General features: G+C 69.0%; 25 protein-coding genes. 13 read left to right on the plus strand and 12 right to left on the minus strand.

Annotated elements, in window-relative coordinates:
- The first annotated feature begins 32 nt into the window (after positions 1 to 32).
- From OG223_RS13685 to thpD, 5 genes are all read left to right on the plus strand, one after another.
- Entirely contained in the window at positions 33 to 545 is a 513-nt protein-coding gene (locus tag OG223_RS13685) for a DinB family protein (RefSeq protein WP_329247156.1), read from the plus strand.
- Positions 546 to 788: 243 nt separating this feature from the next.
- A complete protein-coding gene (gene ectA / locus OG223_RS13690; protein ID WP_329247158.1) occupies positions 789 to 1319 on the plus strand; it encodes a diaminobutyrate acetyltransferase in 531 nt (176 codons plus the stop codon).
- Between the two features lie 47 nt (positions 1320 to 1366).
- On the plus strand, positions 1367 to 2638 hold the full coding sequence (gene ectB / locus OG223_RS13695; protein ID WP_329247161.1) for a diaminobutyrate--2-oxoglutarate transaminase: 1272 nt from the start codon (positions 1367 to 1369) through the stop codon (positions 2636 to 2638).
- A gap of 54 nt (positions 2639 to 2692) precedes the next feature.
- Positions 2693 to 3103, plus strand: a complete 411-nt coding sequence (locus OG223_RS13700) for an ectoine synthase (protein ID WP_329247164.1) — start codon at positions 2693 to 2695, stop codon at positions 3101 to 3103.
- 5 nt (positions 3104 to 3108) lie between these two features.
- Complete coding sequence (gene thpD / locus OG223_RS13705) at positions 3109 to 4005, plus strand: ectoine hydroxylase (RefSeq protein WP_329247167.1); 897 nt, start codon at positions 3109 to 3111, stop codon at positions 4003 to 4005.
- Positions 4006 to 4027: 22 nt separating this feature from the next.
- Here thpD and OG223_RS13710 read toward each other — a convergent pair whose 3' ends face one another.
- The 4 genes from OG223_RS13710 to OG223_RS13725 form a co-directional block, all read right to left on the minus strand.
- Positions 4028 to 5077 carry an aminotransferase class V-fold PLP-dependent enzyme gene (locus tag OG223_RS13710; protein ID WP_329247170.1) on the minus strand — a complete coding sequence of 350 codons (1050 nt, stop codon included), beginning with the start codon at positions 5075 to 5077 and terminating at the stop codon, positions 4028 to 4030.
- A 96-nt stretch (positions 5078 to 5173) separates the two neighbouring features.
- The gene (locus tag OG223_RS13715) at positions 5174 to 5887 is read right to left on the minus strand and encodes a DsbA family oxidoreductase (protein ID WP_329247173.1); all 714 of its coding nucleotides are present in this window, start codon (positions 5885 to 5887) and stop codon (positions 5174 to 5176) included.
- Between the two features lie 79 nt (positions 5888 to 5966).
- A complete protein-coding gene (locus OG223_RS13720) occupies positions 5967 to 6458 on the minus strand; it encodes a GNAT family N-acetyltransferase (RefSeq protein WP_329247175.1) in 492 nt (163 codons plus the stop codon).
- Entirely contained in the window at positions 6455 to 7450 is a 996-nt protein-coding gene (locus OG223_RS13725; RefSeq protein ID WP_329247177.1) for a GlxA family transcriptional regulator, read from the minus strand. Before OG223_RS13725 ends, OG223_RS13720 begins: the two co-directional genes overlap by 4 nt.
- A gap of 70 nt (positions 7451 to 7520) precedes the next feature.
- Here OG223_RS13725 and OG223_RS13730 point away from each other — a divergent pair, with 70 nt between their 5' ends.
- A complete protein-coding gene (locus tag OG223_RS13730) occupies positions 7521 to 8915 on the plus strand; it encodes an MFS transporter (RefSeq protein WP_329247180.1) in 1395 nt (464 codons plus the stop codon).
- On the opposite strand, the gene OG223_RS13735 is transcribed toward OG223_RS13730, so the two are convergent.
- Complete coding sequence (locus OG223_RS13735) at positions 8875 to 9483, minus strand: DUF1349 domain-containing protein (RefSeq protein WP_329247183.1); 609 nt, start codon at positions 9481 to 9483, stop codon at positions 8875 to 8877. The two genes, OG223_RS13730 and OG223_RS13735, sit on opposite strands and share 41 nt — an antisense overlap.
- A gap of 130 nt (positions 9484 to 9613) precedes the next feature.
- Positions 9614 to 11143: an aldehyde dehydrogenase (NADP(+)) gene (locus OG223_RS13740; RefSeq protein ID WP_329247186.1), complete on the minus strand. Its 1530-nt coding sequence runs from the start codon at positions 11141 to 11143 to the stop codon at positions 9614 to 9616.
- Positions 11144 to 11285: 142 nt separating this feature from the next.
- Between OG223_RS13740 and OG223_RS13745 the strand changes: the two genes are divergently transcribed.
- From OG223_RS13745 to OG223_RS13755, 3 genes are all read left to right on the plus strand, one after another.
- Positions 11286 to 12059: an IclR family transcriptional regulator gene (locus OG223_RS13745; protein ID WP_200678173.1), complete on the plus strand. Its 774-nt coding sequence runs from the start codon at positions 11286 to 11288 to the stop codon at positions 12057 to 12059.
- 3 nt (positions 12060 to 12062) lie between these two features.
- The gene (locus tag OG223_RS13750) at positions 12063 to 12536 is read left to right on the plus strand and encodes a GNAT family N-acetyltransferase (protein WP_329247193.1); all 474 of its coding nucleotides are present in this window, start codon (positions 12063 to 12065) and stop codon (positions 12534 to 12536) included.
- A 64-nt stretch (positions 12537 to 12600) separates the two neighbouring features.
- Positions 12601 to 14058, plus strand: coding sequence for a peptidoglycan D,D-transpeptidase FtsI family protein (locus tag OG223_RS13755; RefSeq protein ID WP_329247196.1), 1458 nt, complete (start codon positions 12601 to 12603; stop codon positions 14056 to 14058).
- Between the two features lie 99 nt (positions 14059 to 14157).
- On the opposite strand, the gene OG223_RS13760 is transcribed toward OG223_RS13755, so the two are convergent.
- Positions 14158 to 15609 carry an NCS2 family permease gene (locus OG223_RS13760; protein WP_329247198.1) on the minus strand — a complete coding sequence of 484 codons (1452 nt, stop codon included), beginning with the start codon at positions 15607 to 15609 and terminating at the stop codon, positions 14158 to 14160.
- Between the two features lie 266 nt (positions 15610 to 15875).
- On the opposite strand from OG223_RS13760, the gene OG223_RS13765 reads away from it, so the two are divergent.
- The 4 genes from OG223_RS13765 to OG223_RS13780 all read left to right on the plus strand — a co-directional run bounded on the left by OG223_RS13765 (position 15876) and on the right by OG223_RS13780 (position 19689).
- On the plus strand, positions 15876 to 16442 hold the full coding sequence (locus tag OG223_RS13765) for a SigE family RNA polymerase sigma factor (protein WP_329247201.1): 567 nt from the start codon (positions 15876 to 15878) through the stop codon (positions 16440 to 16442).
- The gene (locus tag OG223_RS13770) at positions 16439 to 17287 is read left to right on the plus strand and encodes a hypothetical protein (RefSeq protein WP_329247204.1); all 849 of its coding nucleotides are present in this window, start codon (positions 16439 to 16441) and stop codon (positions 17285 to 17287) included. Before OG223_RS13765 ends, OG223_RS13770 begins: the two co-directional genes overlap by 4 nt.
- Positions 17288 to 17381: 94 nt before the next feature.
- Positions 17382 to 19064 carry a rhamnogalacturonan lyase B N-terminal domain-containing protein gene (locus OG223_RS13775; RefSeq protein ID WP_329247207.1) on the plus strand — a complete coding sequence of 561 codons (1683 nt, stop codon included), beginning with the start codon at positions 17382 to 17384 and terminating at the stop codon, positions 19062 to 19064.
- 193 nt (positions 19065 to 19257) lie between these two features.
- On the plus strand, positions 19258 to 19689 hold the full coding sequence (locus OG223_RS13780) for a VOC family protein (protein ID WP_329247210.1): 432 nt from the start codon (positions 19258 to 19260) through the stop codon (positions 19687 to 19689).
- On the opposite strand, the gene OG223_RS13785 is transcribed toward OG223_RS13780, so the two are convergent.
- From OG223_RS13785 to OG223_RS13805, 5 genes are all read right to left on the minus strand, one after another.
- The gene (locus OG223_RS13785) at positions 19661 to 20245 is read right to left on the minus strand and encodes a GNAT family N-acetyltransferase (protein ID WP_329265266.1); all 585 of its coding nucleotides are present in this window, start codon (positions 20243 to 20245) and stop codon (positions 19661 to 19663) included. The two genes, OG223_RS13780 and OG223_RS13785, sit on opposite strands and share 29 nt — an antisense overlap.
- Positions 20246 to 20304: 59 nt before the next feature.
- Positions 20305 to 21252 (minus strand): MerR family transcriptional regulator, encoded by a 948-nt coding sequence (locus OG223_RS13790; RefSeq protein ID WP_329247213.1) that lies wholly within the window; start codon positions 21250 to 21252, stop codon positions 20305 to 20307.
- Positions 21253 to 21348: 96 nt separating this feature from the next.
- Positions 21349 to 21756, minus strand: coding sequence for an NUDIX hydrolase (locus tag OG223_RS13795; RefSeq protein ID WP_329247215.1), 408 nt, complete (start codon positions 21754 to 21756; stop codon positions 21349 to 21351).
- Positions 21757 to 21830: 74 nt separating this feature from the next.
- A complete protein-coding gene (locus OG223_RS13800) occupies positions 21831 to 22217 on the minus strand; it encodes a DUF6221 family protein (protein ID WP_329247216.1) in 387 nt (128 codons plus the stop codon).
- Positions 22218 to 22403: 186 nt separating this feature from the next.
- Positions 22404 to 23558 (minus strand): right-handed parallel beta-helix repeat-containing protein, encoded by a 1155-nt coding sequence (locus OG223_RS13805; RefSeq protein ID WP_329247218.1) that lies wholly within the window; start codon positions 23556 to 23558, stop codon positions 22404 to 22406.
- Positions 23559 to 23613: the final 55 nt, after the last annotated feature.

Here is a 23613-nt window from a genome sequence, read left to right on the forward strand (position 1 = left end):
GCGAGGCTGGGCCGGCTCCCTAGGCTGGCCGCATGACTGCGACTCTCCCCGACGGCCGCCCCGTCCCCCTGATGACCGGTGCCGAGCGACCCATGCTCGAAAGCTGGCTCGCCTTCCACCGTGCCACGCTGGAGATGAAGTGCGCCGGCCTCGATGACACACAGGTGCGGCGCGCGGCGGCCGAGCCCTCCTCGCTGACGCTGCTCGGCCTGGTCCAGCATCTCGCCGAGGTCGAACGGAACTGGTTCCAGCGGGTGTTCGGGCTCGACGTACCGCCGGTGCACGACGCCGAGAACGGATACGCCCTCGACCCCGGGCGCGGGATCGAAGAGGCGCTCGCCGTGTGGCGCGAGGAGATCGCGCGCGGGCAGGAGCACTGCGCCGGGCTTGCGCCGGACAGTCTCGGGCGGATCCCCGACGGGCCGATGGCCGGGGTCGAGGTGAGCCTGCGGTGGGTGCTTATCCATATGGTCGAGGAGTATGCGCGGCACAACGGTCACGCCGATATTCTGCGAGAAAGCATCGACGGGCTGACCGGGGCCTAATTCGGATGTAATTCCAGAATTCTTCTGCCCGATTTTCGCGCACCTAAACGCAAACAATTCGCGTAGATATCGTGAGGGTTACACGCTTGTGACCCGTTACACAGGCCACCCGATTTGCGCCTTATATGCAGATCAAACCGGCACATATCTCACGCACATGCACGCGTGATAACACAGCACCGCCTCAGACGTAACCCCATCCCTCCATGCAATTTAGAATTTCCCTCGGTAAATTCAATTCGCATGACTGCCACCCAAGCCGACCCGCATACGGACCTGCACGCGAGCCTGTTCATCGACCGCCCCACGGTGGCCGACGGTGCCGCGCTCTGGCGTATTGCCAAGGACTCGAACGCCCTCGACCTGAACTCGTCGTACAGCTATCTGCTGTGGTGCCGGGACTTCGCCGGTACGTCCGCCGTCGTACGGGACGAGCGCGGGGAGCCGGTCGGCTTCGTCACCGGGTACGTGCCGCCGGACCGGCCGGGCACCCTGCTCGTGTGGCAGGTGGCCGTCGACGCCGCGCAGCGCGGTCGCGGGCTGGCCGCCCGACTGCTCGACGGACTCACCGAGCGGGTCGCCGCCGAGTACGGACTGACCGGCATCGAGACCACGATCACGCCCGGCAACACCGCCTCCGAGCGCCTCTTCACGTCGTACGCCGAACGGCACGGCGCCACCGTCGAGCGCACGGTCCTGTTCGAGGCCGGTGACTTCCCGGACGGACCGCACGATCCCGAAGTGCTGTACCAGATCGGCCCGTTGAGTCCCTGAGACCCCGGCTTCCGAGACCCCCCACACCCCTTTGAGGAGCGATTCGCGTGACCATCACCCAGCCCGATCTCAGCGTCTTCGAGACCCTGGAGTCCGAGGTCCGCAGCTACTGCCGCGGCTGGCCCACCGTCTTCGACCGGGCCCAGGGCAGCCGTATGTACGACGAGGACGGCCACGCCTACCTCGACTTCTTCGCGGGCGCCGGCTCACTCAACTACGGGCACAACAACCCTGTCCTGAAACGGGCGTTGCTCGACTACCTGGAGCGCGACGGCGTCACCCACGGGCTCGACATGTCGACCAGTGCCAAGCGCGCGTTCCTGCAGACCTTCCAGGATCTGGTGCTGCGCCCGCGCGACCTGCCGTACAAGGTGATGTTCCCGGGCCCGACCGGCACCAACGCCGTCGAGTCCGCGCTGAAGCTGGCGCGGAAGGTGAAGGGCCGCGAGGCGATCGTGTCGTTCACCAACGCCTTCCACGGCATGTCGCTCGGCTCGCTGGCCGTGACCGGCAACGCCTTCAAGCGGGCCGGCGCCGGCATCCCGCTGGTGCACGGCACGCCGATGCCGTTCGACAACTACTTCGACGGCAAGGTCCCCGACTTCCTGTGGTTCGAGCGGCTGCTGGAGGACCAGGGCTCCGGCCTCAACAAGCCCGCCGCCGTGATCGTCGAGACCGTGCAGGGCGAGGGCGGCATCAACGCCGCCCGGCCCGAATGGCTGCGCGCGCTCGCCGAGTTGTGCGAGCGCCAGGACATGCTGCTGATCGTCGACGACATCCAGATGGGCTGCGGACGCACCGGCGCGTTCTTCTCCTTCGAGGAGGCGGGGATCGTGCCCGACATCGTCACCGTGTCCAAGTCCATCAGCGGCTACGGCCTTCCCATGTCGCTGTGCCTGTTCAAGCCCGAGCTGGACATCTGGGAGCCGGGCGAGCACAACGGCACGTTCCGCGGCAACAACCCGGCGTTCGTCACCGCCACCGCCGCCCTGGAGACGTACTGGGCGGACGGCTCCGCGATGGAGAAGCAGACCCGGACCCGCGGCGAACAGGTCGAGCAGGGGCTGATCTCCATCACCGAGGAGAACCTCGCCGACATCAAGGAGTACCGGGGCCGCGGGCTGGTCTGGGGCATCGAGTTCAAGGACCCCGAGCGCGCCGGACGGATCTGCGCCCGGGCCTTCGAACTCGGCCTGCTCGTCGAGACGTCGGGCCCGCAGGGCGAGGTCGTCAAGCTGCTGCCCGCACTGACCATCACCCCCGAGGAACTGGACGAGGGCCTGAGCATCCTCGCCCGCGCCGTACGCGAAACCGTCTGAACAGCCTGACCAGACCGATCATCTGACACCACGTCAAGGAGGCGTCAAAGCACCGTGATTGTCCGTTCGTTCAAGGAACTCGAAGGCACCGACCGGCACATCAAGGCCGCGTCCGGCACCTGGGAGAGCAAGCGCATCGTCCTCGCCAAGGAGCGGGTCGGCTTCTCGGTCCACGAGACCGTCCTGTACGCGGGTACGAAGACGTCCATGTGGTACGCCAACCACGTCGAGGCCGTCGTATGCGTCGAGGGCGAGGCCCTGTTGACCGACAACGAGACCGGGCGGACGTACACGATCACGCCCGGGACCATGTACCTCCTCGACGGACACGAGCGGCACACGATGCGGATCAAGGAGGACTTCCGCTGCATCTGTGTCTTCAACCCGCCCGTCACCGGACGGGAGGACCACGACGAGAACGGCGTCTACCCGCTGCTGACCGAGCCCGAGCCCGAGGAGGTGTGACGAGCATGACCACCGTCACGAGCGTCACCGACCTGTACCCCAGCCGCGGCACCACCGAGGTGTCCGTCCCGCGCAAGGACCCCGTCGTCTGGGGCTCCCCCGACACCCCCGGCCCGATCCCGACCGCCGACCTCCAGGCCTTCGAGCGCGACGGCTTCCTGTCCATGCAGGACCTCCTCCCCGACGACGAAGTCGGCGTCTACCGCCGGGAGTTGGAGCGTCTCGTCGTCGACCCCACGATCCGGGCCGACGAGCGGTCGATCGTCGAGCCGAAGTCCAAGGAGATCCGGTCCGTCTTCGAAGTGCACCGGATCAGCGAAGTGTTCGCACGGCTCGTGCGGGACGAGCGGGTCGTCGGGCGGGCGCGGCAGATCCTCGGCTCGGACGTGTACGTCCACCAGTCCCGGATCAACGTGAAGCCCGGTTTCGGCGCGAGCGGCTTCTACTGGCACTCGGACTTCGAGACCTGGCACGCCGAGGACGGTCTGCCGAACATGCGCACCGTGTCCGTGTCGATCGCGCTCACCGAGAACCACGACACCAACGGCGGGCTCATGATCATGCCGGGCTCGCACCGCACGTTCCTCGGCTGCGCGGGCGCGACCCCCGAGGACAACTACCGCCAGTCGCTCCAGATGCAGGACGCGGGCACCCCGTCCGACGAGGCGCTGACCGACATGGCCTCCGCGTACGGCATCAAGTTGTTCACGGGCAGGGCCGGTTCGGCGACCTGGTTCGACTGCAACTGCATGCACGGCTCCGGCGACAACATCACGCCGTTCCCGCGCAGCAACGTCTTCATCGTGTTCAACAGCGTGGAGAACGAGGCGGTCGAGCCGTTCGCCGCACCGGTGCGCCGGCCGGAGTTCATCGGGGCACGGGACTTCACTCCGGTGAGGTGAGCCGCGGCCGTCCTTTTCGGCGTCAGCCTCCCAGGACGTCCAGCAGCCTGTCGACGTCCTGCGGGGTGTTGTAGAGGTGGAAGGCGGCGCGCAGGTTCCCGGCGCGGTCGGAGACTTCGACTCCGGCCGCGCTCAACTCCCGCTGCCTCCGCCCGAGTCCGGGCACCGACACGATCGGTGACCCCGGGGCCGCGACGGGCTCGTGCCCGAGGGTGTCGAGGCCCGCGCGGAAGCGGTCGGCCAGGTCGAGGTCGTGGGTGCGTACGGCGTCCACGCCCAACTCCTCCAGCAGCGCGAGGGAGTGGCGGGCACCGGCGTAGGAGAAGAGGGCCGGGCTCTCGTCGAACCGGCGGGCGGAGTGGGCGAGTTCGGCGACCGGGCCGTAGCAACTGTCCCAGGGCGCCTCGCCCGCGACCCAGCCGGCGAAGATCGGGTTGAGGCCGCCGAGGTCCTCCGGGGTGACCAGGAAGGCGACCCCGCGCGGGCAGAAGAGCCACTTGAAGCCGACGGCGGCGACATAGTCGTAGGCGTCCGCGTCGAGGTCGAACCAGCCGACCGCCTGCGACGCGTCGATGTACGTACGCGCCCCGTGTTCGCGTGCCGCCGCCCGGAGCGCGGGCAGGTCGGCGATGCGGCCGTCGGCGGACTGGGCGGCGCTGACCGCGACGAGTGCGGTGCCGGGGTGGACCGACTCGGCGATCCGCTCCAGTGGGACGCTGCGCACCTTGAGGTCGGCGCGCATGTGGAAGGGGTTCACGACGGAGCTGAAGTCGGCCTCGGCGGTGAGGACTTCGGCGCCGGGCGGCAGCGCGGAGGCGATCAGTCCGCTGTAGACCGCGACCGAGGCCCCGGCCGCCACCCGGCCCGCCGGAACGCGAGTCAGGCGGGCGAAGGCGGCGCGGGAGGCCTCGACGTCGTCGAACATGTCGGTCGGTGTGCCGACCGCGGCGGCCTCGACGGCGGTGTGCATCGCGGTGACGGTGCGGGTCGGGAGGAGGCCGGTGCTCGCGGTGTTGAGGTAGGTGTTCTTCGGGGCGAACTCGGCGCGGACGAGGCTCTCGAAGGTCTCCATGGCACCACTCTGCGGTGCCGTTCGGGCCTCGTCCATTGCGCGTTTTTGCGTGAATCCTCTAAGGAACGCTTATGCGTCCGCCCTGACCTGCGGCTTTCAGGCCTGCGGTACCGCGCAGCCGTCGGGACCGCAGGCCTCCGCGTCAGCGTTGTCGATCAGCTTCAGCGGGGAGTGCTCGCCCCACGCCTGGGTCAACGCCTGGGCGAAGACCTCGGTGGGCTGGGCGCCGGAGACGCCGTACTTGCGGTCGAGGACGAAGAAGGGGACGCCGTTCGCGCCCAGTTCGGCGGCCTCGCGCTCGTCGGCGCGGACGTCGTCGGCGTACGCGGTCGGGTCGGCCAGCACCTTGCGGGCCTCCTCGGCGTCCAGGCCGACGCCGACGGCGAGCTCGACGAGCCGCTCGTCGCTGTCGAACACGGACCGCTCCTCGGCGAAGTTCGCCTTGTACAGCGCCTGGATCAGCTCGTCCTGGCGGCCCTGCGCCTTGGCGAAGTGAAGGAGGCGGTGCATGTCGAAGGTGTTGCCGTGGTCACGGTCGCGGGTGCGGTAGTCGAGCCCCTCGGCGGCGGCCTGCGCGCCCAGGTTGTCCTCACCGGCCTGCGCCTGCGCCTCGCTCATGCCGTACTTCTTGGTGAGCATCTTCAGCACGGGCTGGGTGTCGCCCTTGGCGCGGCCCGGGTCGAGTTCGAAGGACCGGTGGACGACCTCGACGCCGTCGCGGTGCGGAAAGGCGTCGAGGGCCTTCTCGAAACGGGCCTTTCCGACATAGCACCAGGGGCACGCTATATCGGACCAAATTTCGACGCGCATCTTCTTCGGCTCTTTCCGGGACGTGTGCGGTTGACGGAGAGTCCCTCCGTTTCCCCCGTGAACGTCCCGCCGCCCCGCTTCATTCCCCGGCGACGGCCAGCCGCATCCCCAGATGATGATCACCGTCGGCCGGATCGGCGACCCAGCCCTGACGGACGTAGAAGGCCTGCGCCCGTTCGTTGTCGACATGCACATCGAGTACGGCGGTCCGCCGGGCGTCGGCCCACCACTGCTCGACGCAGGCCGCGTGCAGGGCCGTACCGAGGCCGGCGCGCCAGCGGTCGGGGTCGACGTGGAACTGGAACAGCGTGACCGTGTCCGCCGGGTCGCCCTCCGCGGTGCGGAAGGAGGCGACGGCGACGACACGGCCGTCCTCGACCGCGCACAGCACATGGGCGTCGGGGCGTTCGATGGAGCCCAGCCAGGCGGCGCGCCAGTCGAAGTCGGACGGCGGGAGGCCGTCGGGGTAATAGGTCGACCGGGCGCGGAAGTGCAGGTCGGCGATGGCCTCGGCCTCGGCCGGCAGGGCCGTGCGGATCATCAGGGTGTCGGTGGCGCGATCACTCGTCATGCGACCGATGACGTGACCTCCGCCGTTTCGGTTCCCAGGCGGGTGAACTGCGCCCGGTAGGCGCTCGGTGTCAGCCCGGTGCGGCGGACCAGATGGCCGCGCAGCGAGTCCGCCGTGCCCAGGCCGCAGGCGCGGGCCAGTTGGTCCATGGGGAGGGCGGTGGTCTCCAGGAGTTCCTTGGCGCGCTCGACGCGCTGGTGGAGCAGCCACTGCAAGGGGCTCACGCCGCTCTCCGCGTGGAAGCGGCGGGTGAGGGTGCGCACGCTCACGCCCGCGTGCCGGGCCAGGTCGGTGAGGGTGAGCGGCTTGTCGAGGTTGCGCATGGCCCAGCCCCGGGTGTCGGCGCAGGCGGTGCCGCGCTCGGGCGGCAGCGGGGTCTGGGTGAACTGGGTCTGGCCGCCCGGCCGTACGGGTGCGACCAGAGCGAGGCGGGCGACCTCGTTGGCGACGGCGGCGCCGTAGTCGGTGCGGATGATGTGCAGGCAGAGGTCGATGCCGGCGGCGTATCCGGAGGCGGTGAGAACCTGGCCGTCCTGGACGTAGAGGACGTCGCCCCTGAGGTCGAGGGCCGGGTAGCGCTCGCGGAGTTCGTCCGCCATCCCCCAGTACGTGGTGGCGCTGCGGCCGTCGAGCAGCCCGGCCTCGGCGAGCAGGAAGGCGCCGCTGCAGATGGAGGCGACGCGCTTGCCCGCGGCGGCGGCCTCGCGGACGGCGGCGACCGCGACCGGATCGGGTTCGTACCGCTCGCCGGTGCCCGCGAGCACCACGGTGTCGGCGGTGTGCAGGGCGTCGAGGCCCCGGCCCACCTGGAGGTGCAGACCGCCGGTCGTCATCACCGGGCCGCCGTCGGAGCTGCAGATGGTCACCTCGTAGCCGGGGGCGCCGTCGACCTCGACCTTGGCGAAGAGCATCTCCGGGATGGCCAGGTTGAACATGGACACGGGGGACGGCGCGACGATCGCGACGCGGTGCGGGGGCCGTTTCCTCGGCATGGCCAGAACCTCCGGGTGTATGGCGTTCCGGCCACTACTCTACGGCGCCGCACATCCGCAGCATGGACGCATGACATCGCCCACCCCCACCCCCACGCCCCCGTCAGCCTCCCAACTCACGCCCCGCACCGGTGATTCGAGGAACCCCTCCCCCGCCCTGGTCCTCGCCGCCGCCCTCCTCGGTTTCGCGCTCATCAGCCTCGACGCGTCCGTGGTGAACGTGGCGCTGCCGTCGATCGAGGACGCGTTCGGCGGCGGGATGTCGGGGTTGCAGTGGGTGGTCGACGCGTACACGCTGTCCTTCGCCGCGCTGATGCTGTCCACCGGCGCCTTCGCGGACCGGGCCGGGGCGAGCCGCGCGTACGCGATCGGCCTCGCGGTCTTCACCCTCGCCTCGGCCGCCTGCGGCCTGGCCCCGAACCTGCCCGCGCTGATCACCGCGCGGGGAGCGCAGGGCGTGGCGGCGGCCGTCGTCCTGCCGGCCTCCCTGTCCCTGGTCCGACAGGCCTACGCCGAACCGGCCAAGAGGGCGCGGGCGGTGGCGACTTGGGCGGCCGGAGGCGCGGTGGCGGTGGCCCTCGGTCCGGTGGCGGGCGGTGCGCTGACCACGGTCTGGGACTGGCGGGGCGTCTTCTTCATCAACCTGCCGCTGGGCGCGGTCGCGCTGTTGCTGCTGCTCCGGGCGCCGCGCTCGGAACGCCGGCCCGCGCCGCTGGACCTGCCGGGCCAACTGCTGGCGGTGATCACGCTCACGGGCGTGACCTTCGCGGTGATCGAGGGCGGGGTGACCGGCATCGGTGCCCTGCTCGTCGCGCTCCTCGCGGGCGGGCTCTTCGTCCGGGTCGAGCTGCGCCAGTCGCATCCGGTGGTGCCGTTCGGCCTGTTCCGCAGCCGTACGGTGTCCGTGGCGGTCGCGTCGGGTGTCGCGTGCAGTGTCGCCTTCTTCGGCCTGATCTTCCTCTTCTCGCTCTTCTTCCAGCAGGTGCAGGGCCGTTCGGCGCTGTACGCCGGGCTGATGTTCCTGCCGATGACCGGGCTGATCGGAGTGACGAACCTCGTGTCGGGCAAGCTGGCGGCCCGCCACGGCGCCCGACTGCCCATGCTGATCGGCCAGTCGCTCGCCGCGCTGGGCTCACTCGTCCTTCTCTGCGTCGACGAGAGCACACCCCCGCTCCTGGTGGCCTGGCTCCTCGTCCCGATGGCCCTCGGCTGCGCCCTGACCGTCCCGCCGCTGACCATCGCGATGATGGACGCGGTACCGGCCGAACGCGCGGGACTGGCGGCCGGTGTACTCAACTCGGCGCGGCAGGTGTCCGGTGGGCTGGGGATCGCCGTGTTCGGGGCGCTGGTCTCCGACGGTTTCACGGCGGGCCTGCGGGAGAGCCTCGCGATCAGCGCGACTCTCTTCGCGGTGACGGCCTTCCTCAGCTTCCGTCTCTCAGGTCGTCCGGCCAACCAGGCCTGAACTCAAGGTGGTCGTACGTCACGACGCACCCCTCCCCCATCGGCGACTGCGTCATGAACCCGACCAGCGCCGCGTCCGTCTCCTTCTCGTCGCCGAGGGTGAAGAGCCGGACGAAGACCCAGCGCTCACCGTCCCGCGAGGCGTGAAAGGCAAAGGCACGGCCTGTGCGGCTCACTCGCAGCCATACCGAACTGCCCTCGACGGTGAAGGAGTTGGCGTCGTCCGAGTGCCCTCGGGTGACCACCGTGCAGACGGTCGGCACGTCCGGCGAGTACTCCAGGCACAACTTGGCCCAGGCCCGCTCACCGACGTGGACGTAGAGCACCCCGGCATCGAAGGACCCCGCGAACCCGACGGTGACGCGGGCGATTAGCTGGAAGTCCCCATGCGGCGCCCCGAGCAGTCGAGGCGCATCGGAGGCGGGGTCCAACCCCTCCCCGGTGGGCGGCACGAACCGGTCCTGCCGGGGCCCGGCCCACCCCGTGAGCACACCGTCTTCGAACGACCAGTGCCCATCGGGCCCGTAAGTGCGGAGGGGGAAAGGCAGTTGGGAGATCTCCAATTCCATCCACTCATCATCTCAGGCCAAGGGGGCTGCCTTTAGGGGCGCGGGGCTGTATCGATTTGCGGCTCCGCCGCGTGGGCGCGACCAGCCACAACGAACCGGCACTCCGCAGTCAACCGCACCCCCAACGGCGCTACCGCTCCAAACGCCCGTCATAACGCCGAGGCAACCCAAGGGGATTACCGTCCCGCAACTCCAACGGCAGCAACGCCTCAGGCGTGTTCTGGTAGGCAACAGGCCGCAGCCACCGCTCAATCGCCGTACCACCAACGGAAGTCGAGGTAGACGTCGTAGCGGGGTACGGCCCCCCGTGATGCTGCGCCGGCGCCACCGCAACCCCGGTGGGCCACGCGTTCACCAACACCCGCCCGGCCAGCGGCGTGAGTTCGGCCAGGATCTCCGCCCCCCGCCCCTCCCCCGCCGCTTCCTCCGCCGACAGATGAACCGTCGCCGTGAGATTCCCCGGCAGTCGCGACAGCACGGCCTGCGCCTGCGCGTCGTCGTCGTAGCGCGCCACCACGGTGACCGGCCCGAAGCACTCCTCGAGCAGCAGGTCGTACGCCCCCTCGGACGCGAGCTTCTCCGCCGGCACCGTCAGGAACCCCGGGCTCACGGTGTGCTCGCTGCCCGCGCCGGGCGTCACCGGCGATTCCACATCCGGGAGTTGAGCCCGCTCGGTGACCCCCGCGAGGAAGTTGTCCCGCATCCGGTGGTCCAGCAGGACTCCGGAGTCCGTGTCGCTGACGGCGTCGGTGAGGGACTTGACCAGCCCGTCCCCGGCGGAGCCGGACGGCACCAGCACCAGCCCCGGCTTCACACAGAACTGGCCGACGCCCAGGGTCATCGACCCCGCGAGCCCCGTACCGATCGCCTCGGCCCGCTCGGCCGCCGCCGCCTCGGTGATCACGACGGGGTTCAGGGAGCCCAGTTCGCCGTGGAAGGGGATCGGGACGGGACGGGACGCGGCCGCGTCGAAGAGGGCACGGCCGCCGCGTACGGAACCGGTGAACCCGGCCGCCGAGACCAGCGGGTGCCTGACCAGTTCGACGCCCGCCTCGAAGCCGTGCACCAGGCCGAGGACGCCGGCCGGGATGCCCTGCTCGGCGGCGGCCCGGCGCAGCACGCTCGCGACCAGCTCGGACAGGCCGGGGTGGTCGGGGTGGGCCTTGACGACGACCGGGCAGCCGGCCGCCAGCGCGCTCGCGGTGTCGCCGCCGGGGACGGAGAAGGCGAAGGGGAAGTTGGAGGCCGAGTAGACGGCGACGACACCCAGCGGCACCTTGTAGCGGCGCAGGTCCGGGATCGGCGGGGTGGCCGTGTCGTCGGGGTGGTTGATGACGACGTCGAGGAAGGCGCCCTCGTCGACGATGTCCGCGAAGGCCCTCAACTGGTAGCAGGTGCGGGCCAGTTCGCCGTTCAGCCGGACCGGGCCGAGCGCGGTCTCCGCGTCGGCGACCTCGACCAACTGGTTCTTGGCCGCTTCGAGCTGGTCGGCGGCGCCGCGCAGGAAGGCCGCGCGGACCGTACGGTCGGCGAGGGAACCGCGCGCGGCGTGCGCGGCGCGGACGGTGGCGTCCACCTCCTGGGCTGTGGCCTCCACCGCAACCTGTTCCCGCTGCTTCCCGGTTCGGGGGTCGACACTCCAGACTGGTGCTGCTGCCACCGCGGGTCCCTCCACATGTAATGCCGCAGTTCTGGGTCATTCACCAGGGTCGTTCGATATGCTGAACGCTGTCTCTGATGATGAATATGCTCGTGGAGACGATAACTCAAGGTTCTCGTCGAACGAAGGGGTGTCAAGGGCGATGTCGGCAGGCGAGACAGGCGGCGGGGCACAGGTCAAGTCCGCGGTGCGCACGGTGGAGCTGCTCGAATACTTCGCGGGCCGGCCCGGTATGCACTCCCTCGCGGCGGTCCAGGAGGCCGTCGGCTACCCCAAGTCCAGCCTGTACATGCTGCTGCGCACGCTGGTGGAGCTGGGCTGGGTGGAGACGGACGCGACGGGCACGCGGTACGGCATCGGCGTCCGGGCGCTGCTGGTGGGCACGTCGTACATCGACGGCGACGAGGTCGTGGCGGCGGCCCGCCCCACACTGGACCGCCTCTCGGACGACACCACGGAGACCATCCACCTCGCCCGCCTCGACGGCACGAACGTGGTCTACCTGGCCACCCGCCAGTCCCAGCACTATCTACGGCCCTTCACCCGCGTCGGCCGCCGGCTCCCGGCGCACTCGACCTCGCTGGGCAAGGCGCTGCTGAGCACCTACTCGGACGAGCAGGTCCGCAAGATGCTCCCGGAGACGCTGCCCGCGCTCACCGAGCACACGATCACCGACCGCGAGAAGCTCATCGAGGAGCTGCACACGGTCCGCGAGCAGGGCTTCGCCGTGGACCGCGAGGAGAACACGCTGGGCCTGCGCTGCTTCGGCGTCGCGATCCCGTACCGCACCCCGGCCCGCGACGCGATCAGTTGCTCGGTGCCGGTGGCCCGGCTGACGCCCGCCCACGAACAGATGGTGAAGGACGCCCTGTTCGACGCCCGTGACCGACTGACCCTGGCCACCCGGAGGCTCTGAACCATGCAGGTCGCACTCCGTCCCGTCCACGACAGTGACCTGCCGGTCTTCTACCGGCAGACGAACGACCCCGAGTCCCTGCGGATGGCCGCCTTCACCGCGAAGGACCCGGCCGACCGGGACGCCTTCGACGCCCACTGGAAGCGCATCCGCGCCTTGTCCGGCGTCCTGAATCGCACGATCCTCGCGGACGGCGACGTGGTGGGCAGCGCGGCGGTGTACGGGGAGCCGGACGAGCGCGAGGTGACGTACTGGATCGACCGCGCCTACTGGGGCAAGGGCATCGCGACGGCCGCGCTCCGCGACCTGCTGGCCGAGGTGCCCGAACGCCCGCTGCACGCGCGCGTGGCGGCCGACAACGCGGCGTCCCGGCGCGTACTGCAGAAGTGCGGTTTCGTGGTCACCGGCCACGACCGGGGGTTCGCGAACGCGCGCGGCGAGGAGATCGACGAACTCCTCCTGACGCTGACTTCATGAGCGCTGGATGAGAAAAATGCCGTAAGGGAACGATTCGTTCCCGCCCGGTCGTCTTCAGAGCGGGATGAACAAGACGATCAGGCGCACCTCCGTGTTCGTACTGCTCCTCGTGTTCGCTCTCCTGGCGAGGGCGACCTGGGTGCAGTTCTACGACGGCCAGGCACTCGCGGACGACCAGGACAACCGACGGAACGCGATCGAGACGTACGCGGACCCGCTCGGGAACATCATCGTGGCCGGGAACGCGATCACCGGCTCGGCCCGGACGGAGAGCAGCAGCGACCTCGCGTACAAACGCACGTACACGGACGGCAAGCTGTACGCGGCGGTGACGGGCTATGCCTCGCAGAGTTACGCGCCGACGCAGTTGGAGGGGATCTACGCGGATCTCCTCGACGGCACGGACAGCAGTCTGAAGACCGCGATGGACACGGTCACCGACGAGCGGGCCGCCCCGGGCAACGTGGTCACGACGATCGACCCGGATGTGCAGAAGGCGGCGTACGACGCGCTCGGCGACAAGAAGGGTGCCGCCGTGGCGATGGATCCGACGACCGGCAAGATCCTCGCCGTCGTCTCGACGCCGTCCTACGACCCCTCGACGCTGACCGACGCCAACACCGCCGGTACGGCGTGGAAGCAGCTCAACGCGGACGCGGACAAGCCGCTGACCAACCGGGCGCTGCGCCAGCCGCTGCCACCGGGGTCGACGTTCAAGCTGGTCGTGGCGGCGGCCGCGCTGGAGGACGGGCTCTACTCCTCGGTGGACGAGAAGACGACCAGCCCGTCGCCGTACACCCTGCCGGGCACGGTCACCCCCCTGAAGAACGAGAGTTCGTCCGCGCCCTGCACGAACGCCTCGATCCGCGTCGCGCTGCAGTACTCGTGCAACACGGTGTTCGCGAAGATGGCCGTCGACCTGGGGCAGGACAAGGTCAGGGCGATGGCCGAGAAGTTCGGCTTCAACGACGACAAGCTGGACATCCCGGTGCGGGCGTACCCGAGCGTGTACCCGTCGAACATGAACAAGTCGTCCACGGCCCTGACCGGCATCGGCCAGTACGACGTGACGGCCACCCCGCTCCAGATGGCCATGGTGTCGGCCGCTATAGCCAACAACGGCAAGCTGGTCTCCCCGCACATGGTGTCGGAGACCACCGACAGCGGCGGAGATGTGGTCCACAACTACGACGACAGCACGACGACGAAGGAGATCGTCAGCTCCGACACCGCCCGGCAACTCCAGTCGGCGATGCAGACGGTCATCACGGACGGCACCGGCACGAACGCCGAGATCGCGGGCGTCACCGTGGGCGGCAAGACGGGCACGGCCCAGCACGGCGAGAACAACGACCAGTCGCCGTATGCCTGGTTCACCGCGTACGGCAAGTCCGACTCGACCGGCAAGCAGGTCGCGGTGGCGGTACTGGTGGAACAGTCCGACGCGGCAAGGTCGGAGATCAGCGGCAACGGCTTGGCGGCCCCGGTGGCCAAGGCAATGATGAAAGCGGCGTTGCAATGACCCCCTGTTTTCAGGGGCGCGGGGCTGTGTCTATTTTGCGGCTCCGCCGCGTGGGCGCGACCAGCCACGACGAACTCGCGGCCGGTCGCGCAGCGCCCCCTACTTCACACCGAGAATCTGCTCAACGGGGTCAATCGCGAAGTACACGAGGAACAGCGCCGAGACGCCCCACAGCAACCAGTTGACCTCCTTCGCCTTACCGAGCACCGCCTTGATCACGACGTACGAGATGAACCCGGCGCCGATCCCGTCGGTGATCGAGTACGTGAACGGCATCGCCGCGATGGTCAGGAACGCCGGAATCGCGATCTCGTACTTGTCCCAGTCGATGTGCTTGACATGGGTCATCATCAGGAACCCGACGGCGATCAGTGCAGGCGCGGCGGCCTGCAAGGGGACGATCGTCAGCAACGGCGTAAAGAACAGCGCGAGCCCGAACAGCCCACCGGTGATCAGGTTCGAGAACCCGGTACGCGACCCCTCACCGACCCCCGAAGCCGACTCGATATAGGCGGTGTTGGAGGACGCGGACCCGATCCCGCCGGCGACGGCTGCGGCGCCGTCGATGAACAGGACGCGACCGATGTTCGGCACCTGGCCGTCGTCGTCCAGAAGACCGGCCTCCGCGCTGATACCCACGATCGTGCCCATCGCGTCGAAGAAGTCCGACAGGATCAGCGTGAAGATCAGCAGGATCACAGTGATCGCGCTGGTCTCGCCGAACGCGCCGAACAGGCTGAAGTGACCGATGAGTCCGAAGTCGGGCGTGTCCACGATCTTGTCCGGCACCTTGGGGGTCATCAGGCCCCAACTCTTGATGTCGGCGGCGGAGTTGATGATGATCGCGAGGACGGTCATCGTGACGATGCTGATCAGGATCGCGCCCTTCACCTTGCGGGCGACCAGCGCGATGGTCAGCAGTACGCCGAGGCAGAAGACGAGGACGGGCCAGCCGGTCAGCCTGCCGACGGCGCCGAGTTGCACGGGGACCGTGGTCTGCGCGGCGTCCGGGATGCGGCTGACGAAGCCGGCGTCGACGAAGCCGATGAACGCGATGAACAGGCCGATGCCGACCCCGATGGCCTGCTTGAGCTGTGTCGGGATCGCGTTCATGATCGCCTCGCGCAGTCCGGTGAGGACCAGGACGCAGATCAGGACGCCCTCGATGACGACGAGGCCCATCGCGTCGGGCCAGCTCATCAGCGGCGCCAACTGGAAGGCGACGACGGCGTTGAGGCCGAGGCCGGCCGCGATCGCGAGCGGCAGATTGCCGCCGACGCCCATGATGACCGTCATCACACAGGCCACCAGGGCGGTGGCGGTGACCAGTTGGCCGGTGTCGAGCGAGTGCCCGAACTTGTCCTTGGCGCTGCCGAGGATGATCGGGTTCAGGACGAGGATGTAGGCCATCGTGAAGAACGTGGCGAAGCCGCCGCGTATCTCACGGCCGAAGGTGGATCCCCGTTCGGAGATCTTGAAGAACCGGTCGACGCCGTTCGCCGCCGGTGGTTCGGCACTTGGCCGGTCGGCCACCTTCTGTGACTCGGACATGCGGGTACTCCTCGTTGCCTCAATGATCGGTGCGCGGATGCTGGCTGGATTGTTCCCGTGTTGAACCTGTTTCAGGTTTTCCCCGTGTTACGGAATCGGGGTCGACCTGCTGCCCGTCCCTGGTCGACCTGCCAGACACCGTTCGAAGGTCCGTACCAGAGTGGCCGATTGATCACTGCTACGCTCCGGATCTCGTCAGGGCCACCCCTGAATGATCACGTGTCATCTACATGACACCCACAAACCGTAGCGAGGAGAGGTACGCCGTGGGCACAGTCGTCGACGCCGCCGCCTCCGAGGAGTTCCACGCCTTCTTCGAACGCCACTACGCCGAACTGTCCAGGCTCGCCCACCTGTTGACGGGCGAGGCGGACGCCGCCGACGACCTCGCGGCCGACGCGCTGCTCGCGCTCTGGCACCGCTGGGACCGGGTGCGCGCCGCCGACCATCCGGCTGCCTACGCCCGCGGAGTGGTCGCCAATCTGGCCCGCACCCGGATCCGCAGCGCGGTGCGCGAGCGGCGGCGGGTCGCCCTGTTCTGGTCGCAGCGCGAGGAGAAGACCGAGAACCCGGACGTGGCCGGTGTGGTCGACGTCCAAGAGGCGTTGCGCAGACTGCCGTTCCGCAAGCGGGCCTGTGTGGTGCTGCGGCACGCGTTCGATCTGTCGGAGAAGGACACCGCGCTCGCCCTCGGTGTGTCCGTCGGTACGGTTAAGAGCCAGACGTCGAAGGGTATGGCCGAGCTGCAACGTCTGCTCGGCCCGCAGAGCCCTCCGCTGCGGATGCACGCGGCGATGGCGCGCGGCGGCGAGACCGGAGGGAGGACCCGATGAGGCACCAGGACGTGCACGACGACGAGTTGATCGCCCAACTGCACGAGGCGGCCGACGCGCACGAACCCGACCGCGCGCGCATCCTGGCGCGGCTCGAACGCGGTATGGCCGCGCAGTCCCGCCCCGACCACCGGGCCACCCGGCCGCCCGTGTTCGGCTGGGTACGGGTGGTCGGCGCCACGGCCGCGGTGGCGAGCATCCTCGCGATCGGCGGCTACGCGGTGGCGTCCGCGGTGAAGAGCAACTCCCCCGCCGAGCAGACGGTCTCCGTCTCGCCGACCCCGACGCCCACGCCGTCGCCGGACGCGACGAGCCGTACCCCGGTCAAGCCCGTTGCCCCGACGCCGAGTTCGGGTACCTCGCACAGCGCCCCCGAGGCGAGCGCCTCTCCGACGACGTCCGCGACCGCCTCGCCCTCCGCTCCCGTGCTGCCCGCCGCCTCCGGTACCCAGGACGGCCCGTTGTGGTCGGACGGTTCGATCGACCCGGGCAGTGGCGACTTCTGGGCGCAGAGCGATGTCACCCTGAAGACGACCAAGCAACTCACCTCGCTCACCGTCCAGTTGAAGGTCAAGCAGACCGACGGGGTCACCTCCGCAGGTGCTTGGCGCTCGCTGCCCGAGCAGGACTTCACGCAGACGGTGACGGAGCAGGACGGGTTCCTGGTCTACACATGGGTGCTCAAGGAGGGCCGTACGGTCGCGGTCGGCGAGTGGGTCTTCGCCGGGCAGTACAACCATGCGCGCGGCGGCCGGGACGCCAAGGACGACAGCTACTCGGCGGCAGGCACCGCGGCCGGCCAAGAGCTGTCCGTCAAGGGCGACTTCGCGGCGCAGAAGTCGTAGCGAAAAATCTCAAGCAGGCGGCAACCCTTTCTCCTCCGGCGGCGACAAGGAAGCGCAAGGTTCCTCTCGCACGGAGTCATACGGAGCAAGTCGCTTGAGCACGCACAAGAAGCACCTCACCCGCAGGCGGGTGCTCGGGGCCTCCGCGATCGGTGTCGCCACCACCGGCGCGGCCGTCGCGGGCGGCACCGGTCTCCTCTCGTCCGCCTCCGCCGCCGCCTTCGGGTACACCGACGACGGCTCCAACTACGTGATCACCACGGGCGGTTCGCTCGTGTTCAAGGTCTCCAAGTCGACCGGCGACATCACGTCCCTCGCCTACAAGGGCAAGGAGTACGAGGGCTACGGCGGCAAGCACTCGCATGTCGAGTCCGGGCTCGGCGCCTCCACGGTCACGATCAAGCAGTCCGGGTCGACGATCCTGGTGAAGGTCGTACACGGCGCGATCACCCAGTGGTACGCGGCCCGCAGCGGCGAGAACAACGTCTACCTGTGGACGAACAAGGCGGACGCCTCCTTCACCGCGACCCGCTACATCGTGCGGGTGAAGCCGGGGGTGTTCCCCAACTCCGGTTCGGACGCGTGGGATTCGACCACCGACACGATCATCGAGGCCGGTGACGTCTGGAAGCACCCCGACGGCACCACCCGCTCCAAGCACTACTCGGGCAAACGGACCATCGACTACGACCACGTCGGCTTCACCACCGGCTCGGTCGGCCTGTACCTGGTCCGCTCCAACCACGACAAGGCGTCCGGCGGTCCCTTCTACCGCTCCCTGCTGCGCCACTCGAACGAGGGCGGGGCGGGCCTCTACGAGATCCTGCACTACAACGAGGCCCAGACGGAGCCCGAACGCTTCGGTCTCCAGGGCCCGTTCGTGGTGGCGTTCACGGACGGCGGCACCCCCTCGTCCTCGCTCTTCGCGGCGAACCTCGACACCTCGTGGGCGGACTCGCTCGGCATCACGGGCTGGGTCGGCAAGGCGGGCCGCGGCAAGGTGGCGGGCGTGGGCCTGAAGGGCATGGACGCCAACTACCCCTACACCGTGGGCTTTTCCAACTCGGACGCGCAGTACTGGGCGAAGGCCGCGGCCGGCACCGGTGCCTTCTCCTGCAAGGGGATGCTGCCGGGGACGTACACACTGACCGTCTTCAAGGGCGAACTCGCCGTGCACACCGGGTCGGTGACGGTGACGGCGGGCGGTACGACGTCGCTGCACACCCTGAGCATCACGGGTGACCCGTCGGCCGCCACGGCCGTATGGCGCCTGGGCAACTGGGACGGTACGCCGGGGGAGTTCAAGAACGCCGGGCTGATGACATACGCGCATCCCTCCGACGCCCGCGCCGCGAAATGGACCGGGAACGTCACGATCGGGAGCGGGAGCGAGGCCGCGTCCTTCCCCGCGTACATGTGGAAGGACGTCAACGACGGCGTCCTGGTCTACTTCCGACTGACCGCGGCGCAGGCGGCCGTAGCGCACACGCTGCGGGTCGGGGTGACGACGGCGTACATCAACGCCCGCCCCCAAGTCACCGTGAACGGCTGGGTCTCGGCGATTCCCACACCACCCGCCCAGCCCTCGACACGCGATCTCACCACGGGTTCGTACCGTGGGAACAACCACACGTTCGTCTTCAACGTCCCGTCCAGCGCGTGGAGTTCGGACGTCACGAAGGACAACGTGCTGAAGATCAATGTCATCAGTGGTTCGACGGGGTCGGGGTTCCTCAGCCCGGGCACGTCGTTCGACTGCATTGATCTGCTGGCTTGAGCCGACGCGCGGCGGGGCACTAGGCTCGACGGCGTGACTGCCGGGTCGGCCATGGGCCATACACGAGTAGGGCACCCGGCCTCGGCGTGAGCACGAGGCGGGCCAGAGCCCCGCCTTTTCTCCTTGTCTTCCCCTCCCGGCGCCCGCAACGCGGCGCGCTCACCGGACTCAAGACACGGAGACCCGCCCACATATGACAGATGATCAGCAAAGCCCGCACGACCTCGAACTCGACCTGCCGACCACGGTCCAGTTGAACCACACCGCCGTCTACGCCAAGGACCGGCGGTTGTCGGCCGAGTTCCTCGCCACGATCCTGGGTCTGAAGGTGGGTGCCCCTCTCGGCCCCTTCCTGCCGGTCGACCTGGGCAATGGCGTGACACTCGACTACTACGAGAAGCGCGACGAACCGGTCCAGTCGCAGCACTACGCGTTCCTCGTGCCCGACGAGCAGTTCGCCACCATGATCGCCCGACTGGAGGTGGTGGGGGTCACCTACTACGCCGACCCTCACCACACGGAGCCCGGCGGGATCAACAGCCTCTTCGGCGGTCGCGGCGCCTACTTCGAGGACCCGAGCGGCCACAACATGGAGATCATGACCCGGCCGTACGCCCGGCCGTAGCACTCCGTACGTGGAGATGGCCGTCGCGGGGGAAGGCCGGTGGCGCCGCGGGCAGGACACTGTCGAAGGCGTACCGGCTCTTCTCCGCGACCCGGCACGAGGCCAAGTTGTCCACCTGGTGCAGGATTTCGAGACGCTCCAGCCCGTCGGGGGCGAAGGTGTCGAAGGCCCAGCCGGTGAGTGCTTCCAGGGCGCGCGGGGCCACTCCCCGCCCGCGAGCGTGCGCGGCGGTCCAATAGCCCACCTCGGCCGCCGACTTGCCGGGGACGACCTGCTTGAGGATCACGTTGCCCGCCAACTGCCCACGATCCGACCCGGGTCGTGCTTCCAGGACGGCAAAGCAGAACCACTCCCCCGCCGCCCAGCCCCGTTGCTGGGCCCGCACCCAGCGGGCGCCGTCAACATCGTTGTCCACGACGGACGTTGTCCACTGCCGCAGCACGGGATCCCGCCTCGCCTCGACCAGTTCGGCGACGTCCTCCATACGCCAGGGACGAAGGAGGAGAGCGGGGGCGGCCGACGTGGCGGCCACCTGAAGTTCGACGGCGTTATTCACGAACTGATTGTCCACGGCGACGATTTCACCCGAGGCCGGCCGTACGGCTGCCTCGGTCATCACGCTGTCCGAACGCGCAGAGCCTGGACGGACCAGTCGAGCGCCGGAGCGAGACTCTCCGGGGCGGCCCATCCATTGACCACGGCGAGCAACCGCAGATACCGCTCCCTGCGGGGGTCGTTCACGCGCTCCAGCCGGGCCGCCAGCCGACGGCGAAGGTCGATGTCGTCGGGGCGGCCGAGCAGGTACGCGTAGTGCGCCGTGAACTCCGCGACGAACGAGTCGGCCTGGGGCGAGGCGGGATCGATGCCGGCGCGGAGGGCCGGCCCGACCTGGTCACGGACGACTCCGGCAATATCGCGGCGCGGGCCAGTCGTCTCACCTCGGACCTGCAAGGCCACCTGCTCGGCGGCCTGCTCCTCGGTCAACTGCCGCACGGAGGCACGGAATTCCGGGTCAAGGGTCAGCTCGGCCAACTCGACCCACGCCTGGACCTGTTCAGCCTCCGGGTCGTCGGGCAGCTCGGGGGTCATCGAGCGCATGACCCCGGCGAACGCGGGGGCGTCATCAAGACCGCCGAAGACGGCATCGAGGAACTCACCGATCAGACGTCGACGTTCATCCTCGGAAAGCCGGGCAAGCCGATGCATGAATTCCATCTCCTCAGGTGTGGACCCACGCTCGGCCACCGCCGTCAGCACCGCACGCCGCAGCCGCAGGACCCGAATCTGCACGGCCAGCGCGTCTGCGTGCGCCGCGGCGACCTCGGGCAACGAGAGCTCACGGTCCACGACCTTGCGGATCGTGGTGAGGTCAAGTCCCAGCTCGCGCAGGGTTCTTACGAGGTCCAGGCGTGCGACGGCGTCGATGCCGTAGCGGCGGTAGCCGGCCGGGCTGCGGTCAGTCGGCGCCACGATCCCGCGATCGGAGTAGAACCGAACGGTCTTGACCGTCAGCCCACTCCGCCGAGCAAGCTCACCGATCGAGTAGAGCGCGTCGCCTTCCATGCCTCCACCTTCGCGTCTCCCCTTACTGGAGACTCAAGTCTCTTCGCCTTCCGACAGCCAGCAGTTTGCGGGCATGCACGGCTACTTGGAGCGGAATCAAGAAAGCCGCCCGGCCTTGTGCAGCGCGTCGAAGGCCATCTCGTCGACGGCCGAGACCCGGTCCCGATCGGCGTAGCGAAACCACGCCCTCTCGGCGATCTCCCTCGACGGGGTCAGCTCACCGCGGTGATCGGCGGTGTAGCAGATCATCCGGAAGGGGCCGTGGTCCGGATGGCCCTCGCCGATCTCGAAAGTGCCGAAGTGCACCATGGAACCAGGGTCGATCACCGCCCGCAGTTCCTCGTCGATCTCCCGCACCAGGGTCTCGCCGTCGGACTCGCCCGGCTCACGATGACCGCCTGGCAGGTAGAAGCGATCTCTGCCGTGACTGCGCGTCACCAACACCCGGTCGTCCCGGACCAGGATCCACGCCACCTTCTCCGGCACACCGTTGCTGTCCGCCATGGCCCGGGACCGTATCGGAGGGCGTCGTCCGCGTCAGCACCGTCCGCGCACCGAGTTCGGGAAGCGGGCTCGGTTCACTTGTAGCGCTGGGGAAAGTCGGGGTGGTCCTGGTACGGGAGCGCAAGATCGAGCAGGTCGTCGCACGGCCAGAGGTCGCCGTCGAACTGGCAGTCGTCGCGGTCGTCCCAAGGTCGCTCGGGATCACCTTCGGCCGGGCTGAGCGTGTGCCGGTTCAACACGCGTCGCTTGGCCTCGACTTCGCGCAGTACGCGGACGGGGTCGTGCAGGGCCACGTGGTGCGCGATCACGGCGTGGACGCCGGTGGGATCCCCTTGGCCGAAGTCGACCGCGGCCCCGTGCGCGGTCCATTCCGCGGAGAATCCGGCCCTGTCACAGCGCTGGGCCACGTCGGCGTCCTCGTCCAGACGCGCCTTGAGGAACGCCACCAGGTCGTTGGGCATGGCGGCATTCTCAACCATGGGGCGTGCGCCGGCACTTGTTTTACCGTGCCTCTGGCACGCCCGAGCGCGCGTACCTCGTTCTCATGGCCCAAGTCCTCGTCGTCGCGCACAAGCAGAAGAGGCCCCGGTCACCTCGCGGCGACCGGGACCTCTCGCGCGTCGGCAAGAAGTGTGCGGTGAGGCACGTCAGTTCATCGTCGCGCCGATCGTCGTGGAACCCGTCGTCAGGAACGTCGTCGACGGCAGCGTGCCGCTCGACGAGCGCGTGCCGTACGCCGTGGTCGCGTCGGTCGACTTGAAGGACGGGGCCGTGACGCCGCTGTCCCAGTTGTTCGCGGCGGAGACCGTCGCCGAACCGAGCTTGTCCAGGCCGCCCTTGTTGCCGACGGCGAGGTTGCGGGCCAGGCGGGACTTGCTCGTGGCGAAGAAGAAGCCGGCCTCGGTGTTGGCGTACGCGGTGTTGCGGTTGAGGATGATCGCGCCGGTGTTGGAGTTCTCGGTGAAGCCGTTGAGGGTGTTGTCCCAGGCCGCGTTGTCGTTGACGACATGTGCCACCGCGACGCCTCCGCCGCCCAGCTTGAAGCCGTTGCCGTTGCCCTCGAAGGCGGAGTCGTTCCAGCGGTTCTTGCCGTTGCCGAAGGCCCAGGAGTGCTCGATGGTGACCGGTGAGGAGAACTGCCACAGGTCGAGGCCGTCGTCCGAGTTGTTGTAGAGGCGGGTGCCCGTGACCTTGTTGCCGGTGCCGGAGCCGAACTTGATGGCGATGCCGTCGGCGTTCTGGCCGTGTCCGGCGGCGTCGTAGTTGCCGTAACTGTCCAGGTTCTGCACGAGGTTGTTCGTGGTGCCGTCGCCGCGCAGGGTGAAGCCGGAGTCGCCGTTGTTCGCCGTGACCAGGTTCTTGAAGATGCCGCCGACGGAGGACGTGGCGACGAAGCCCTGGGCCGGGGAGTTCTGGAAGGTGAGGTTCTGGACGGTCCAGTAGTCGCCGTAGATCCCGGCCAGCCACTGGCCCGCGGGCAGCTTGGAGCCGTCGATCTTCACCTTCTCGGTGCCGTACGCCTCCAGCGTGATCCGGGCCGAACTGGTGCCGTTCGCCGTGGACTTGAGGGTCGCGGCCGGGGTGTAGGTGCCCGCGCGGACCTGGATGACGGTACCGGCGGTGGCGTTCGCGACGGCCGACTCCAGTTGGGCGGTGGTGGAGACGGTGATCGTGGCCGAAGCGGCTTGCGCGCCGCCGTTGTTGAGGCCGAGGTAGACGCCGCCCGCCCCCGCGGCGACGGCCACCGCGGCGGCGATCGAGAGGGTGCGGGTCCTGCGGTGGCGTCCGGTGCTCGTACGCACGGCGTTGGTTCCTTTCCTGGATGACGAGGACGAAACGGGCCGGAGGGGCCGCCCC

Origin of the sequence: Streptomyces sp. NBC_01478 (assembly GCF_036227225.1) — a bacterium.
GTDB lineage: Bacteria > Actinomycetota > Actinomycetes > Streptomycetales > Streptomycetaceae > Streptomyces.